The 16,406-nt window shown below is 37.3% G+C and carries 16 protein-coding genes; all 16 read right to left on the bottom strand.

Annotated elements, in window-relative coordinates; all coding sequences use genetic code 11:
- Nucleotides 1–26: 26 nt before the first annotated feature.
- The 16 genes from glyS to ACWTVK_RS01970 all read right to left on the bottom strand — a co-directional run bounded on the left by glyS (nt 27) and on the right by ACWTVK_RS01970 (nt 16,251).
- Complete coding sequence (gene glyS, locus ACWTVK_RS02045; protein WP_456045783.1) at nt 27–2,078, bottom strand: glycine--tRNA ligase subunit beta; 2,052 nt, start codon at nt 2,076–2,078, stop codon at nt 27–29.
- A 1-nt stretch (nt 2,079) separates the two neighbouring features.
- On the bottom strand, nt 2,080–2,955 hold the full coding sequence (glyQ, locus tag ACWTVK_RS02040) for a glycine--tRNA ligase subunit alpha (RefSeq protein WP_039969172.1): 876 nt from the start codon (nt 2,953–2,955) through the stop codon (nt 2,080–2,082).
- Nucleotides 2,956–3,323: 368 nt separating this feature from the next.
- Entirely contained in the window at nt 3,324–3,689 is a 366-nt protein-coding gene (locus ACWTVK_RS02035; RefSeq protein ID WP_456045782.1) for a hypothetical protein, read from the bottom strand.
- Nucleotides 3,690–4,400: 711 nt separating this feature from the next.
- A complete protein-coding gene (locus tag ACWTVK_RS02030; protein WP_371444418.1) occupies nt 4,401–4,571 on the bottom strand; it encodes a hypothetical protein in 171 nt (56 codons plus the stop codon).
- Between the two features lie 494 nt (nt 4,572–5,065).
- Nucleotides 5,066–6,385 carry an amidohydrolase gene (locus ACWTVK_RS02025; protein WP_456045781.1) on the bottom strand — a complete coding sequence of 440 codons (1,320 nt, stop codon included), beginning with the start codon at nt 6,383–6,385 and terminating at the stop codon, nt 5,066–5,068.
- Nucleotides 6,386–6,517: 132 nt separating this feature from the next.
- Nucleotides 6,518–6,979: a hypothetical protein gene (locus ACWTVK_RS02020; RefSeq protein ID WP_308522093.1), complete on the bottom strand. Its 462-nt coding sequence runs from the start codon at nt 6,977–6,979 to the stop codon at nt 6,518–6,520.
- Nucleotides 6,972–7,775: a DUF3100 domain-containing protein gene (locus ACWTVK_RS02015; protein WP_456045780.1), complete on the bottom strand. Its 804-nt coding sequence runs from the start codon at nt 7,773–7,775 to the stop codon at nt 6,972–6,974. Before ACWTVK_RS02015 ends, ACWTVK_RS02020 begins: the two co-directional genes overlap by 8 nt.
- 96 nt (nt 7,776–7,871) lie before the next feature.
- On the bottom strand, nt 7,872–8,393 hold the full coding sequence (locus ACWTVK_RS02010; RefSeq protein ID WP_456045779.1) for a hypothetical protein: 522 nt from the start codon (nt 8,391–8,393) through the stop codon (nt 7,872–7,874).
- A gap of 65 nt (nt 8,394–8,458) precedes the next feature.
- Nucleotides 8,459–9,163 carry a DNA repair protein RecO gene (gene recO, locus ACWTVK_RS02005; protein ID WP_456045778.1) on the bottom strand — a complete coding sequence of 235 codons (705 nt, stop codon included), beginning with the start codon at nt 9,161–9,163 and terminating at the stop codon, nt 8,459–8,461.
- On the bottom strand, nt 9,150–10,481 hold the full coding sequence (locus tag ACWTVK_RS02000; RefSeq protein WP_303939791.1) for a hemolysin family protein: 1,332 nt from the start codon (nt 10,479–10,481) through the stop codon (nt 9,150–9,152). The genes recO and ACWTVK_RS02000 overlap by 14 nt, the downstream gene beginning before the upstream one ends.
- Before the next feature lie 53 nt (nt 10,482–10,534).
- Entirely contained in the window at nt 10,535–11,434 is a 900-nt protein-coding gene (era, locus tag ACWTVK_RS01995; protein ID WP_456045777.1) for a GTPase Era, read from the bottom strand.
- Nucleotides 11,427–11,903 carry an rRNA maturation RNase YbeY gene (ybeY, locus tag ACWTVK_RS01990; RefSeq protein ID WP_005386517.1) on the bottom strand — a complete coding sequence of 159 codons (477 nt, stop codon included), beginning with the start codon at nt 11,901–11,903 and terminating at the stop codon, nt 11,427–11,429. Before ybeY ends, era begins: the two co-directional genes overlap by 8 nt.
- A 2-nt stretch (nt 11,904–11,905) precedes the next feature.
- On the bottom strand, nt 11,906–12,919 hold the full coding sequence (locus tag ACWTVK_RS01985; RefSeq protein WP_005386516.1) for a PhoH family protein: 1,014 nt from the start codon (nt 12,917–12,919) through the stop codon (nt 11,906–11,908).
- A gap of 8 nt (nt 12,920–12,927) precedes the next feature.
- Nucleotides 12,928–13,893 carry a TIGR01212 family radical SAM protein gene (locus ACWTVK_RS01980; protein WP_456045776.1) on the bottom strand — a complete coding sequence of 322 codons (966 nt, stop codon included), beginning with the start codon at nt 13,891–13,893 and terminating at the stop codon, nt 12,928–12,930.
- Between the two features lie 39 nt (nt 13,894–13,932).
- Nucleotides 13,933–15,771: a DUF4080 domain-containing protein gene (locus ACWTVK_RS01975; RefSeq protein ID WP_456045775.1), complete on the bottom strand. Its 1,839-nt coding sequence runs from the start codon at nt 15,769–15,771 to the stop codon at nt 13,933–13,935.
- A 63-nt stretch (nt 15,772–15,834) separates the two neighbouring features.
- Entirely contained in the window at nt 15,835–16,251 is a 417-nt protein-coding gene (locus ACWTVK_RS01970) for a DUF4229 domain-containing protein (RefSeq protein WP_456045774.1), read from the bottom strand.
- Nucleotides 16,252–16,406: the final 155 nt, after the last annotated feature.

The raw sequence follows: 16,406 nt of genomic DNA, 5'->3' as shown, positions 1-16,406 counted from the left end.
AGTTTTATCTAGCTTTTACCAATATATTATTTTAATGCACTAATATCGCCGATAATAGCCATTACACTATAAGCTAAACGAACAAGTTGCAAACGGTTAGCTTTAATAGCTTCATCTTTGTCCATAACCATTACATCTTCAAAGAATTTATTGATGGCAGGAACTAGAGTAGCAGGAACAGCTACAACTGCAGTGTAATCATTCGCTTCCCATGCGGCAAGACTAGCTTCGGATGCTTTAGAGGCGGCTTCAAACAATGCTTTTTCGGCATCTTCTTTCAACAAGTCCCTATTAACACCTGTATATTCTACATCTTTTACGAGATTGTACATACGAGTATAGGCTTGAACAAGCTCAACATTTTCATCGATGCGATTTGCTAACAATGCATTTACAAGACCTTCTGCATCAGCAACGGACAATTCGTTGTTGGACAACAACAAGTCGATCACATGATGAGGAACTTCGCGATCAAGGAAGATATTTTTCAAACGAAGTGTGAAGAACTCTTCAACTTGGTTAAGCAATTCCTCTTGTTTATCAGCAGCTACATTCAATAACTCCATAGATGCTTTGAAGATTGGACGCAAACTGATATTCCATTCACTACCAAGCAAGATGTTCAAGATACCAATTGTTTGACGACGCAATGCATATGGATCTTGAGAACCTGTAGGGATTAAGCCACGGCTGAAAGTAGCTACGATGTTATCTACTTTATCGATGATAGACAATACTTTACCTGCTTCAGTTTGAGGCAATACATCGCCTGCAAAGCGTGGTAAATACTGTTCGAAAATAGCTTCTGCTACCTCAGGAGATTCACCATCAAGTAAAGCGTACTCTTTACCCATTACACCTTGTAATTCGGTAAACTCTGTAACCATACCTGTAGTAAGGTCAGTTTTAGCAAGCTCTGTAGCGCGTTCCAATACAACAGCTGCATCTTCGTGCAAGCCACATTCTTCGCCAAACACACGGCCTAATTTAAGCAAGCGTTCAGTTTTATCTGCTAAGTTGCCAAGACCTTCTTGGAATACGATTTTAGTTAAACCATCTTGGCGGTCGATAAGAGGTTTCTTGCGGTCTTCGTTAAAGAAGAATTTAGCATCATCTAGACGAGCACGCAATACGCGTTCATTACCAGCTTGAACGACTTCAATGGAATAATCAGAACCATTGCGCACTGTTAAGAACATTGGCAACAATTTACCTTCTTGACCAACCAATGGGAAGTAACGTTGATGGTCTTTCATTGGTGTAATGATAGCTGCATCAGGAAGTGCTAAGTAGGACTCTTCGAAGCCACCGCACAATGCTGTAGGCCATTCAACAAGGTAGTTAATTTCTTCTAACAAATCATCATCCCAAACGATAGATGCATTTTTAGAAGCTGCAATATCATGTAATTGTTTAGAGATCAACTCACGACGAGCGTCTTGATCGACCATAACAAAGTTTTCTTTTAATGTGTCTACATAGGATGCTGCATTTTTGATAGTGATTTCATCAGCACCTAAGAAACGATGACCACGTGTTACATTACCAGATTTTACAGTAGCAAATTCTACAGGAATTACTTCTTCATCAAGTAATGCTACAAGCCAACGTACTGGACGTACAAATTTAGCATCTAAATTACCCCAATGCATGGATTTAGGGAAGTTAAGACCTGTAATCAATTGTGGCAACATGTCTGTAACAATATCTTTTGCAGGCACGCCGGCAGTTTTAGTTTCAGCATAAATATAACCGTCTTCTACAACGAGATCAGCTACATCAAGACCTTTACCACGAGCAAAGCCGATAGCCGCTTTTGTAGCATTGCCGTCAGCATCGTATGCGATAGATGCGGATGGGCCTTTATGACGTTCACTGATTTCAGCAGATGTGTCAGCAAGACCTTTCACGATAAGAGCCAAACGACGTGGTGTACCGTATGTTGCGATGCTTTCAAAAGGAAGATGGGCATCATTTAATTTTGTTTCAGCCAATTGTTTTAATTGACCTAAGATATTTGGCATAAAGCCGGCAGGAATTTCTTCTGCACCGATTTCAAATAATAAATCTTTTGCCATCTTATTTATCTCCTTTCAAAAGTGGGAAACCTAATTCTTCGCGTTTAGCGAGGTATTGTTGCGCACAAATACGAGCTAATGCACGTACGCGGCCGATGAAAGCCGTACGTTCGCTGATAGAAATAGCGCCACGGGAATCAAGCAAATTGAATGTGTGGGAACATTTCAATACATAGTCGTAAGCTGGTAATACATAGCCCGCTTCGCAAACGCGTTTTGCTTCTGCTTCGTACATATCAAACAATTTGAAAAGCATATCTGTATCTGCTAATTCGAAATTGTAAACGGATTGCTCAACTTCGTTAGCATGCCAAACGTCACCATATGTAACATTTTCATTCCATTTAAGGTCATATACGTTTTCAACGCCTTGAATATACATAGCCAAACGTTCTAAACCGTATGTAATTTCTACAGAAACTGGTTTACAGTCGATAGAACCAACTTGTTGGAAATATGTAAACTGCGTTACTTCCATACCGTCAAGCCATACTTCCCAACCAAGGCCCCAAGCGCCCAATGTTGGAGACTCCCAGTTATCCTCTACGAAACGGATATCGTGATCTTCCGCATGAATACCAAGGGTTGCTAAGGATTGTAAGTACAATTCTTGGATGTTATCAGGAGATGGTTTCACAATAACTTGGAATTGATGATGTTGGAACAAACGGTTAGGGTTATCACCATAACGACCGTCTGCTGGACGACGAGAAGGCTCTACATAACATACAGCCCATGGTTCAGGACCAATTGCATGCAAGAATGTAGCAGGATTCATTGTACCTGCACCCTTTTCGATGTCATATGGATTTTGAACGATACAACCTTGATCGCTCCAGAATTTTTGTAGATTTAAAATAATCTCTTGAAATGTCATTGCTGCCTCCACTTTACACAACCGACATAAAATCAACCATTTCGTTACAAACAAAAAAGTCCCTGTAACGAAAAACGTTACAGGGACGAGTATACCCGCGGTTCCACCCTATTTGGCTTGCGCCCTCTTTTTTCTATGTTGGCCTTTACTAACAGACACCTGCGTTCCTGCCAATGCTCTACAGCGCCTTCAACCAAATGTGAGCTTGCACCATCCTCACTCGCTAGAGAGGTTTACTACTCTGCTTCATCGCATATATTATACACAATATTGTAGCAATACAGGGGGAAGAATGTCAATCACTCATAATATATAATTAATTTAATTTTAATTAAAGATATCTAAGATATCTAAATCAAAAAATAAGTCTAGATGTATACCCCATAAATATACTTCATAAACAAAAAAACTAATACACCTACTAATACAGCTAAGACAAATAATGCTAAGAAAGTACGAGTCAGAATCCATCCTCTTTTTTCATACTCCGTTAGTGTTCCAGCTTTATTTTTACGCCATAAGATATAAGTACCTACCATACCTATTCCAAGCATAAATAGTGCATTAAAGTCCTCAATGAATTTAGGTAACCCAAAATACGATTCTATTAAAATACTGATTAAGAAATAGTTGCCAATTAGTGTTAAAATTGTAACCTTCCGTGTACCCCAAGATTTAATCATATAATAATTAAAACCTAAAAGTAAAAATATATTTACTATTTGTTTTTCCATTCGTCTGCTTTCTAAGGAGATATTAAGGCCATAAAATAAAAGTGTATTTTAATAGCATTATTAAATTAGTGAAATATAATCCATAAGATAAACACGATTCCAATTATGTATATATAATTTTCATTACGTCCATCTTTATATGTACTAGATTCCTTTTTCTGTATATTTCTGATGAAATCTTTAAAAAAATGAATTACTAGGACTGCACCTAATGGATAAAAATAAGCATATCCAAAATTAAAGAACATATAGAATATTAAAAAAACAATTCCAGTCACTATACTTACTAAATTTGTAAATTTATATAAATGTGGGTATCGCATATTATTTACCCATTCTTGCTGCTTACGAGTCAAATTCCGTTGTAATACATTTTTATAATACGCACGAAGATCCCAAACCAAAATAAATAATACTACTCCAAAAGTATAATCAAACTTATTTATCATTTAACCAACTTATCTCCTATCTAGCATTAAATTATTCTTTTATAATTAAAAGATTTTCTTACATAGCCAAAACAGCTTTTAATAAAGCAAAAATGATCAGCCAACTTACGAAAGCAATACCATAAGCTTTATATTTTAGCTTACCACCTTTAATATAGTCATATATTATTTCTCCCATAATAGAGAATAATAAAATCAAAAAGATTACATAAAACGCTAGTTGTATCATTCGATAAAATCTCTAATTTTTAATTAACACTATTTATATGCCTAAAATTGCTTTCAATATACCAAAGAATATTAACCCGCAAACAAAGAATGCTCCATAGAAATCATAGTGGATTTCAGCACCGGTCATATAATCATAAGCCACAGCATATATAAGCGAAATTAAATTAAATAATGCAAATGCATAGAAAAATAATCGTTTCATAATATTCACTTCAATAATTCCCATAATAGAAAAACTATTCCAATAATACTAAATCATACAACTATAATAACAGACAAAGAATTATTTATATCAAAATAAGTTTTAGATACCCCCACTAATGTTCCATTTTTATATCGGCGATAAAAAATATATTCACCAAGAAAAACGAGTACTAAAGTTACTACCAAATTAACCTGTTCTATAATACTAATGTAATCATATATAGAATAGAGGTTTATTCCTCCCCATATATTAGTAAATAAAAATATAGGAATAAACTTTTTAGGATTGTTATATTGATTTTTAAATAACATATAGTTACCTATCAATAAACCAATAACTATATAAAGTGTCGCATCCGAATACAATAATTTACTATACATAAACGTATACTTTCTATTAATCACCAATTAGTAAATTTTTTTGAAATCATTTAATAAAATTGTAAACCACCTACCAAAGATAATCAATTCATCTTCGATAGGTGGTTTATTTTATTCACCCTTAGCAATATTATCTAAGAGTTCAATATAGCTTTGTTTGTTTAATGCTGGTGTAAAGTTGTCTAATACATCCTTAGCACCTGCGGCGTCATCGTATAGTAAGTCTACGATTGTCATAGCTAATGCTTGTGCCGTTTTAATGTATGCTACATCAGGTACAGAGATTTCATATTCTGCACTGTGTAATACACCACTAATACAACCAACCCATGGATGGATAACCGGCATCAAGTGAGATACGTCCCCCATGTCTGTACTAGCTGTAATATGTGGACCTTGATATACATTGGCTTCACCAAAAATAGGGTTTGAATTTTCTCGTAATAGAGCATTCATACGTTCATCATTACGCATCGGTAAATAGCCAGGTAGATCTTGGATAACACATTTGGCCCCTAGTGCATCGCCACCGGCTTTTAAGGCACGATTGACACGATGGTTACCATCTACAATAGCTTGAATATTAGAGGCACGCACATAGCTTTCAACTTGAACATAATCAGGCACACAGTTCACCAGTGTACCGCCTTGATTAATGATTGGATGGAATCTGAAATAATCGCTTTCTTTGAAAGTTTCACGAATGGAGTTAACCCCCATAACACCCATCAAAGCAGCATTAAGAGCATTGATACCTTCATGAGGTGCTTGAGCCGCATGAGCCACCTTGCCGTGATACTCAATAAGTTTAGATACGAAACCATTGGAGGTACTGCCAAGCCCCATTTCACCAGCTGGAGTTTTGGCAGTCTCCACATGCATTTGCATAGCCATATCGATATCATTGAAAGCACCTTCATAGATAAGCTGTTGCTTGCCGCCCATATATTTCAGTTTTCCTTGTTCACGCAATTTATTGCGGTAATCAATTTCAATCATTTCTTCTGCTGGAACAGCGAATAATACGACATCCCCACCGAGTTGATCCATCACAGCTTGTAAGCCTATAGCAACAGCAAACATATTCGTAATTTGTACATTATGACCACAGCAATGGGCAGCGCCTGTTAAATCATCGGCACGAGGATGGCGAGGACAGAGAATGGCATCTAATTCTCCCACCATTGCAACCGTATATTTACTATCTCGGCCTTTCATTCTACCTTTTACACCTGTCAATGCATGCCCTGTAGTATAAGAGATGCAAAGTTCATCAAACATAGCTTGAACCTTTTTAGATGTTTTTACCTCTTTAAAACCTAGTTCAGGTTCAGCCATAATAGATTCAGCCAATTCTTGTAAACGCAGTTGTGCATCAACAATAGCTTTACAAACAAGTTGTTTTACTTCTTGCTTTGTCATACGGCTCATAATATCTCCTTTATAAAATCGACCGTATAAAATACGGTCGATCATGTCATCATGATGTATAGATATCTTCTAAAATATAAATCTATAATTATATCTTAACATAATTTAGACATCTAACATTATGATTTAGTATTAAATTAAACCTTCTAAGTGAAGTACTAATTGGGCTAATGCTGTTGCACAGATGAAAGTACCTGCTGTTACAGCTAGTGCAACAGGAATAATGCGCCAAGATAAGCGACGGAATGCACCAAGGTCTTTCCCTAAGGATAGACCTGCATAAGCAAGTACAGGTGTTGTAGTAGCAAGGAATGTAACTTGGCTAGTTTTAGCTATAATCCATTCTTGACCAGGCATACCTGGTAAGGATGCAACAACACCGACTAAGGAAACCCAGAATACCATAGGCAATTTATTAGCATATGGCAAGTAAGAGATCAAAGCACCAATAGTAGCAAGACATGCTAATACGGCAACGCCGATTAAGCTGTCCCCAAATAGGTGTTTACCATCCATTACGTTACCTACTGCAGTAATGATAGCAGCAATACAAATAACGATGACAAATTGTGTTAATTTTTCACTTTTACTCATGATTTGCTGCCTCCTCTGCTAAATCTTGTTCGCGGGTACGACCAGTAAAGAAGTTGTAAGCTTTTTCCATTACCGGTAAGGAAATAAATAGGCCGAAGTATACGCCTAATACTGTAGTCAACAAGTTTGCTGCCCCAGCAAGAGCCATAATTTGTTGTTCATAATCTGGATATACTGCAATGATTGGAGCCGTAGCGGCAGCCATCATACTAGCACTACCTACACCAGCACCCATAGCTAATGCCAAAGGATGGAACCAACCAGATTGTGCCAACATACCTGCTAATACAGAAGACCACATAGCGCCAATAAGAACACCACATATATACATGCCCATAACACCACGGCCCTCAGGAGAGCTAAAGCCAAATTTGTCGATAATAATCGCTACATTTGGTTCACGGTCTACGGAGTAACAAGCACCTACTGCTTCTCGACGCATACCAACTAATAATGCTACAGGTAAACCAAATACAATAGTACCAAAGAAATGACCAAGCTCTTGTAATAACAATGCCCAGCCAGCACTAGTGAGAATACCAAGATTTGGTCCGATACCTAAACCTACTTTTACCATCAAGATCATAACGGCGATACCGATATAATCTGCGGATTTTTCCATTTGTTCAATCGTAAGAATCTTAAACTTAGGAATAGAAATTAATAAACCTAGAATCAATGTGTACAATAATGGCAATAATACAACAGGACCTAGCTTTTTTATGCCTATAAATTCAGCGACTACAGTTAGTACGAGCGCTAGAAAATGTATTTTGAGATTTCCCAAAAGCTGCATAATGACCTCCTATAAAAACATATAATATAATATTGTTATATTATAAATAATTGTTATTAAAAGTGTCAACTACAGATGAACATATGTCTATTTGGATTATCTTTTTTCAATCATATAAATACCCTTTTCAGCATCAATTTCCTTAATAATAATATGTTCTATCATTGACGGGTCCACTTTATGAAACCTTTGATCTTGTTCATCATAATAAATGGCCCATTCAGACATAGATGCCGGAATAGTGTCACTATCATAATCCTTCCCCCTCCAAATAGCATCATCTCTAAAATAACTTAGTCCATCTTTTACTAATTCTGTTTCTAAACAAAATTCCCCAGCTAAGCTAACATAATTATCTAATAGAAGATCTCTAACAATGATGGCTTCATATTCCCAACTTAAGAAACATAAATAGTCAAAGTATCTGAGTGCCATTTTGGGATCCCAACTATTATTTAAAACCATCGTTTGAAATAACTTATTTATTACCCCATAATCATCAGACATATAATAGTCATTAGTTAATAGTAAATTATATATCTGTTGGATTTCTTGTAAATCTAAAGGTTTATCTTCATTTATTTTTTCGATAGGCAACGAAGAGTATATTGTATCCATATAGTACCTCATAATATATTTCAACAAAAGGCAGTTTGATTTCTCAAACTGCCTTTTGACTATCATTAAATTATGGAATTTAAAAACTTAACGCTTTGTAATGGTTTACCAATTTCTTGCTCGCAGTATGCAAATAGTAGTTTTTCAAGTTCCTTCCATATTGTTTTAGGAAGTTCTATAGGCGTATCTTCGCCCCACTGGTAAGCGATAATTTGAGGTAATCCAGCTTTCACAGAACGCGAAACACTAAGATTCGTCGTTTCTTTCACCTGCAACCAGAATGGATCGATGCCATCTTGATGAGTGAAAGCATTAGCACTTGGTACAATACCAGCAAGAGATAATAGTTGCCAACCAAGCATAATAGTTCCCAATTGCACATTGCGGCGTCTAATTTGCTTGGAATAGTTTACAACGGTATCAAACACCTTGCGATCTACATCATACATAGCAAATAGTTCTTGAATCAGCTCACTGGCTACTGCAGCGTAAGCAATATTATCTAAATTCACATCTAACGATTCTACCACATAGGAACCATCAATTTGTGTAACATTTACATATTCACCATCAGGTACGACCGTTATATACATGGCACTAAAGGGACGTAAATAGGAACTGTTACGCATGGTCATCATACGCTTATGCGGTATGGATGCACGTATAATCCCTAAGCTAGGTGTGATAAAAGTAAATACAGAGTATAGCTTATGTTTTTTTCGACTAATGACGATGGCAGGCGTGTTAAAACCACCATTAAGCTTCTTCATGTTCTTCTTCCGTTGTTTCCTCTTCAGGTAAAGGTGTTACTTTAATACGGGATACGCGATAGCCTTGCATTTGTGTTACTTCAAAGGTATATCCCAATGCATCCACAGTATCACCAACGATTGGTGTCCGTTCTAAGAGACCAAATACATAGCCCCCAATTGTATCAGAATCGGAATCGTCGATTTCAACGTCCATCATTTCCTCTACTTCGTCTACGAGGACCTTACCATCAAACTCAAAGGATCCATCTGCATAAGCAATTTTAGCTGGTAAGTGTGGTTCATGTTCATCTTGAATATCGCCGACTAGCTCTTCAATAATATCCTCAAGACCTACGAGACCAACCATACCACCGTACTCATCTACAACAACAGCTTGATAAATACGACGTGTTCTCATGTATTGTAGTAATGTAGACAATTTCATTACTTCTGGAACAGTTAAGATATCTCGTTTTACATTACGCAAATCCTTACGCGCTTGGTTAGGACGTTCCATGAGGTCCTTAATATGAACTAGACCAATGATATGATCCTTATCCTCCACACATAGAGGGTAACGCGTATGAGCCTTAGAACGAATAAATTTCATTGCTTCATCGTAACCGTCTTCAACGAAAATACAGTCCACATCTTGACGCGGTACCATAACCTCTTTAGCTCTACGATCTACAAAGTTAAATACATTGTCAATCAACTCTGATTCTACTTGGTCTAGTTGACCTTCTTCATGACTTCGAGAAATCATCATACGGATTTCTTCTTCAGAGTACACAAGATCTAGCTCAGTTAAATATTTAGTTTTGTAAAAGCCCAAAATAACAGTGGAAATTTTACTAGCAATCCAAATGAACGGATATACCAAACGACCAGCAGCCACTACGATACGGCTATAAGTATTTACATACTTTGTTGGGAACGATAATCCCAATGCTTTAGGTACTATTTCACCAAAGATTAAAACGATTAAGCTAATTAATAGCAATAAAAGTATATCTAGTACGAGGTGCATCCATGTACTATGCACATTAAATACCGCTACAAGTTGATCTACGATATTATCAAATACATAGGTGCCTGTACCAGCAAGAGCCAAAATAAAGAATAAAATCAAAAACTGCGTCGTATTTAAAAAATACTCAGGGTTTTGATAGAGTTTTAATAAAAACTCTCGATCCTTCTCTAAAAGGATATCCATATCCTCTACATGTTCTTTACGAAGGCGGGCAAAGGAGAACTTTGCAACCACAAAAAAGTTAATTAAGAAAATACATACAAGACCAAACCCTATGGGTAACAGGCCATCTACACTATCCATTACAATTCCTTTCATTTAACTATGGAAATACGTTATCTATATATTATATCAAATTATTTTCGATACCCAAGTTCGGATAACATGCCGGATTTATTGCGCCAATCCTTTTTAACCTTAACCCAAAGGTCTAAGTACACCTTTGTAGCCAATAATTTTTGAATATCTACACGGGCTTCAGCACCGAGTTGTTTCAACAAGGCACCTTTCTTACCGATGATAATTCCCTTTTGAGAGTCTCGTTCACAGTAAATAGTAGCACGGATATAGGTTGTACCATCATCACGTGTTTTCATTTCATCTACGTCTACAGCGATAGCATGAGGGATTTCATCACGTGTAGCCAATAGGATTTTTTCACGAACAATATCAGAAATGATAAGACGTTCTGGTTGGTCCGTAATCATATCCTCTGGGAAGTATTGTGGACCTTCCGGTAATGTTTCTTCTAATACATTTAGAACTTCGTTTAGGTTCTCTTTATCCTTTGCAGAAATAGGAATAACCCCTGCAAATGGATATGCATCTTGATAAGACACGATAGCTTCTAAAAGCTCCTCTTTTTTTAGAGTATCAATCTTGTTAACGACTAAGAAAACAGGAACTTTTACACGTTTTAATTGCTCAATAATAAAGTTATCCCCAGGGCCGCGTTTTTCATTGCCTGCTACTACAAATAAAACAGCTTCCGTTTCTTTCAAGGACTCAATGGCAGCATCTACCATGAATTCACCTAATTTATGTTTTGGCTTATGTACACCTGGTGTATCCATGAAAACAATTTGTTTTGCTTCATCTGTATATACACAGATAATACGGTTACGCGTTGTTTGAGCCTTATCGGATACGATAGCGATTTTGTCGCCAATAAGGGCATTAATTAATGTAGATTTACCAACATTAGGGCGTCCTACAACGGCAACAAAGCCAGATTTAAAATATTCGTTCTTATTCATTATATGGTGCATCCTCCCGCACATAACCGAGATTACCTAAGATAAATTCTTCTTCAGTACGCATCTCTTTTTTATCTTCATCGTTCATATGGTCATAGCCTAAAATATGTAAGCAACTGTGAGTCGTTAAATACGCTAGTTCTCGTTCAAAGCTATGTCCATATTCAATAGCCTGTTCACGAGTGCGCTCTAAGGAAATAATCATATCGCCAAGTAAGTGATGTTCCTCTTCACTGCCTTCGTAGTCATCCCCTTCATTAAGGGCAAAGGACAATACATCGGTAGGTCTATCGATGCCGCGATATTCTTTGTTAAGCTCGTGAATCTTAGCATTATCGCAAAGTAAAATACTCATTTCATCTTCTTCAAGACCATATACGCGACTCACTTCATCGCAGACCTTGCGTATAACAGCCTCAATATTGGAATCCTCTTGAATTCCTTCATCATAGCTAATATGTATATACATGCTTATCCTTTCGCTACATGCTCTTTAGATGCTGCGTTAGTTTCCGCAGTCTCACCAGCTAATTTACGTTCATGATACTGATCGTAAGCTTTTACAATACGACCAACTAAATCGTGACGAACAACGTCTTGATCGCTAAAGTAAACCATATTAATACCAGGTACATGACGCAATACCTTTTCAGCCTCGCCAAGACCAGACACAACACGTGGTGGCAAGTCAATTTGTGTCTTATCACCGTTGACTACCATTTTAGAGTTGTTACCTAAACGGGTTAAGAACATCTTCATCTGCTCAGCTGTCGTATTTTGAGCTTCGTCTAGAATAACAAAAGCGTTTTCTAAGGTACGACCACGCATATATGCCAATGGTGCTACCTCAATAGTACCACGTTCCATAAAGCGTTGTACTTGTTCGATGCCAAACATTTCATGTAATGCATCATAAAGAGGTCGCAAATAAGGATCTACCTTGTCTTGTAATTCACCAGGTAGGAAGCCTAATCGTTCACCAGCCTCTACAGCAGGACGAGTCAAAATGATTTTATCTACATTGCGGTTTTTTAAATAGAATGCAGCTAACGCTACGGCTAAGAATGTTTTACCTGTACCAGCAGGGCCTATACCAAAGGTAATGGTGTTTTTACGGATGCTATCTACATAGTATTTTTGACCTTCCGTTTTAGGCGTAATATTTTTACCGCGCATATTAACAGATAAGGTATCTTCAAACATAGTATGTACAGCATCAGCTTTACCGTTCGCTACAAGTTTGGCCGCAATACGAACTTGGGACTCAGTGATGGTACTACCTTCTCTGTATAGGAATACTAGTTCTTCTAAGGTGCGATACAGGGCCTCTACTTGCTTTTCATCGCCCTTGATAACCACAGTATCTCCGCGTGCCACTACATCTACAGAGATGACTTCAAGCATCATATGCAAATATCGATTATGTTGACCTAGTATGGATTGTGCTAGGTCATATGTAGGAAATGTAAATACTTGTTCGCTCATACAACCTCCTAATCTATAAACTTACGAACGGCTTTACCGTTTAAATAATCGCATAAATCACCTTGATGGGCATCCAGTTCGTCTAATTTATCATCAATTAAGTCTTGAACTCGCCACCATCCCATAGACCAATTTGTAAAGAGCGTATTATCTTCAGGTGCGCGCCCCACAAGACGTTGCAATACAATGTCAGGGTGTAAATGACGGACAAAGTTGACTACCCGGTCAGCATATTCTTCTGCACTGATTAAGGTGAATTGACCTTCTTGGTACCACTTGGCCATCAATGTATTTTTAACGATATATAAGGCATGTAATTTAACTTGATCTACGCCAAGAGCTGACAAAATACGGGCTCCTTCAATAGTATCCTTCATAGTATCCCATGGAAGATTTACTATCATATGTGTTGTTACATTAAATCCATATCTCTTAATGCGTAGTACAGCATCAATAAACTGCGCTAAATCATGGCCACGATTAATCTTCTCTAACGTATCATAATTGACCGTTTGCAGGCCTAATTCAATATAAATATCCTTTTGATAGCGATCTCTAATATCAGCTAAAATGTCTAAGTATTCATCAGCAATACAATCTGGTCGCGTAGCAATAGCAATGCCTACTGCTTCATCAATACAGCCTTGCTCCATATAGCTTTTAAAATCATCAAGTCCCAAATAGGTATTACTAAAGTTTTGATAATAAGGTATAAATTTTTTCGCCTTGTATTTTGGACCTATGTGGGCAATGTTTTCCTCTAATTGCATACGCACTGTCATCCACGCAGGACGATTTTCATAACCAGCACCAATTTCTCCGCAGAAGGTGCAGCCTCCTACGCCTGCCGAACCATCTCGATTTGGACAAGTCAACGGCAACGCAACAGGCAATTTATAAACCTTTTCCCCATAGGTTTCTTTATAATATTTAGATACCATGCGGTATCGTTTTGGTCTCGTTGTATCGGTCATAACACTCCTATTTAACTAACCAATCATCGCTTGTGAAATTTAACAAGCCTCTATTTCAGGACGTATAAATGGTTTTACCTCTTTATTAACGTCGATAACTACTGTAAATGGTGTATTAGGTACATTCTCTATGCCTAATACATGTGCCGTATCTTCAGACATTGGCATTTCTACATATTGTTGGCGAATTTTACGCCATTCTTTGAAGGTATAGTTTGGAATATACTGAGATGCAATTTCTTCGTTGCGCCAGAATGCTTCCCCTTCTTGTAAAAGTTCCTTTGTCTGCTTCGGCAAACCAACGGCTTCGCTGCGAACCTTACCTCGATAGCTAACAAGTGTATCATATTGCAATAGTTCGGCTGCTACTTTGTCACCTTTAGACAAGAAGAAATTATACAAGAACTCAATTTGGTCGATATCTTTCAAATTAACCTTATGATTTCCAGCATCGAGCCAAGCCTGTGTCATTTCACAGAAATAAGAAAAGGCATCTTTTTTAGGTTCTACCTTGTTAGGATCATACTTTTTCATAGGTGGTACATGATTTGTTGCTGTATCTTCACCAGTTATGGATGTGTCAGTATGTTCTTTTATGAGCTTGCTTCCAATATATCCAAAAACAGTTCTAAAGCGTTCACTATTATAGAAGCGTTCAAATACATCTTCAAAATGCTTTAAGAAGCGTACATCATTATATGGTAATACATGAGTGCTCAAAACCTCATAAGGTGCTAAAGGATCACTAATATATTGGTATTCCTCCATGCGGCGTACACCAGACCCTTTTAATAATTTCAAGAAACCGATTTGCAGCGCATGAGGTTGTAAGCTAAATAAATCGTTGAAGGATAATCCAAATCGAGCTTTATTTTCATGAGGTAAGCCTACAATTAAATCCATATGTACATGTGTGCGTCCCGCCTCAATAATAGGGCGAATTGCCTTTTGAATGTACGGCCAATCATTATATCGGTTAATGGCATCTAAAGTTTTCTTATGTGTACTTTGTACGCCCACTTCGATTTGAATACGCCCTGGTGGTGTTTCACAGAGAATATTTGTTTCCCATTCTGTCATGAGCTCAGGCTCCATTTCTAAATGGAAGTTCGTCTCTGTATTAGCATCTCGCATGAATTCCATCATAGGGCGATGATGATGTGGTGCACAGTTAAATGTTCTATCTACGAATTTAACTTGTTTTACCTTGTGATCGATAAACCATTGTAGTTCTTTGAAGGTTCTCTCCTGTGGGAAGAATCGCACTGTATTCTTGTTGCCAGATAAGCAATACTGACAAGAGAATGGACATCCGCGAGAGGATTCATAATAGATGATTTTATGTTCTAAATCCTCCATATCCTCGTCTACATATGGGAATGGAATGGTACTAAGATCTTTAACCTCTACAGCCTCAGTAGAGCCCATAAGTTGGCCAGAAATATGACGGCCACGAATGCCAGCAATTTCCTCTGTAAGGCCATCCTTGCCATTTGTTAAAGCTCTAATAAGTTGATAAAAGGCTTCTTCCCCTTCGCCTTGTACAACATAGTCAACAGCATGACAGCGATTTAGAATTTCATCGGCTGTGAAAGATACCTCTGGACCGCCTAAGATAATTTTAATATCTGGTCGAACAGCTTTTACCATGTCCACCACATGTAAGGTCATTTCAATATTCCAGATATAACAAGCAAAGCCCAATACATCTATATTGCGCTCTGTAATATCGCTAAGAATATGTAAAACAGGCATATTAATAGTATATTCTACTATATCGTATGCCTGTCCGTGAGCCTGCCCGTAGGCTTTGAGATACCGCAAAGCCAGGGAGGAATGTATAAATTTTGAGTTTAATGTGGATAAAACTACGTTCATAGGTCCCCTTTATATCATCGAATGGCTCAGCCACCGTCTAGTCATAATATATATATTATACCATTAAAAGAGGCCAAAGATAAAGGAAACAATAGCCCCCACTAATATGACAACACCTACTACGGATAGGATAATGCCACCAAAGAATACTACAGCTGCTAAAATGACAGCTAATAGGATAATCAAAATAATGCGACTAAGCCAGCTTGTACTATTAAAGCTATACACCTTTACTTGCGGTCCATATTGATTATACTGTTCGTAACGTTGACGCTCTTCATCCATGTAAGTTGGCGTTGAATCAACGTGCACAGAGTCACCTACCTCTTCAATAGTTACCCCATCAAAGTCTCGGCGTTCATCATCGGATAATACACGCGTATTAGGCTCAGTAGTTCCCGAATTGCCTCCAAAACTACTACGTTGTTGACTATTTTTATATGTATTTTGATTGTTATGTATATTCTGTTGATCAGACATAGTTAATTCCTCTATATGACCAAAATAATAATTAATTTTATACAACCTATTATATCATATTTTAGCTAAAAAAATGCAAATAAATATCCCCTACAAATATAAATTCATATATCTATAGGGGACGTATTATATTGGTGTTATTTGTAGCTAATGTA

Source organism: Veillonella sp. Ser01 (assembly GCF_053850375.1).
Note: the sequence above shows the minus strand (reverse complement) of the source record. Positions and strands in the feature narration are given on the sequence as shown.

What these genes read in the sequence shown, in the direction of transcription:
- glyS (WP_456045783.1), bottom strand. Translation starts at nt 2,078, where the DNA reads ATGGCAAAAGATTTATTATTTGAAATCGGTGCAGAAGAAATTCCTGCC.
- glyQ (WP_039969172.1), bottom strand. Translation starts at nt 2,955, where the DNA reads ATGACATTTCAAGAGATTATTTTAAATCTACAAAAATTCTGGAGCGAT.
- ACWTVK_RS02035 (WP_456045782.1), bottom strand. Translation starts at nt 3,689, where the DNA reads ATGGAAAAACAAATAGTAAATATATTTTTACTTTTAGGTTTTAATTAT.
- ACWTVK_RS02030 (WP_371444418.1), bottom strand. Translation starts at nt 4,571, where the DNA reads ATGAAACGATTATTTTTCTATGCATTTGCATTATTTAATTTAATTTCG.
- ACWTVK_RS02025 (WP_456045781.1), bottom strand. Translation starts at nt 6,385, where the DNA reads ATGAGCCGTATGACAAAGCAAGAAGTAAAACAACTTGTTTGTAAAGCT.
- ACWTVK_RS02020 (WP_308522093.1), bottom strand. Translation starts at nt 6,979, where the DNA reads ATGAGTAAAAGTGAAAAATTAACACAATTTGTCATCGTTATTTGTATT.
- ACWTVK_RS02015 (WP_456045780.1), bottom strand. Translation starts at nt 7,775, where the DNA reads ATGCAGCTTTTGGGAAATCTCAAAATACATTTTCTAGCGCTCGTACTA.
- ACWTVK_RS02010 (WP_456045779.1), bottom strand. Translation starts at nt 8,393, where the DNA reads ATGGATACAATATACTCTTCGTTGCCTATCGAAAAAATAAATGAAGAT.
- recO (WP_456045778.1), bottom strand. Translation starts at nt 9,163, where the DNA reads ATGAAGAAGCTTAATGGTGGTTTTAACACGCCTGCCATCGTCATTAGT.
- ACWTVK_RS02000 (WP_303939791.1), bottom strand. Translation starts at nt 10,481, where the DNA reads ATGGATAGTGTAGATGGCCTGTTACCCATAGGGTTTGGTCTTGTATGT.
- era (WP_456045777.1), bottom strand. Translation starts at nt 11,434, where the DNA reads ATGAATAAGAACGAATATTTTAAATCTGGCTTTGTTGCCGTTGTAGGA.
- ybeY (WP_005386517.1), bottom strand. Translation starts at nt 11,903, where the DNA reads ATGTATATACATATTAGCTATGATGAAGGAATTCAAGAGGATTCCAAT.
- ACWTVK_RS01985 (WP_005386516.1), bottom strand. Translation starts at nt 12,919, where the DNA reads ATGAGCGAACAAGTATTTACATTTCCTACATATGACCTAGCACAATCC.
- ACWTVK_RS01980 (WP_456045776.1), bottom strand. Translation starts at nt 13,893, where the DNA reads ATGACCGATACAACGAGACCAAAACGATACCGCATGGTATCTAAATAT.
- ACWTVK_RS01975 (WP_456045775.1), bottom strand. Translation starts at nt 15,771, where the DNA reads ATGAACGTAGTTTTATCCACATTAAACTCAAAATTTATACATTCCTCC.
- ACWTVK_RS01970 (WP_456045774.1), bottom strand. Translation starts at nt 16,251, where the DNA reads ATGTCTGATCAACAGAATATACATAACAATCAAAATACATATAAAAAT.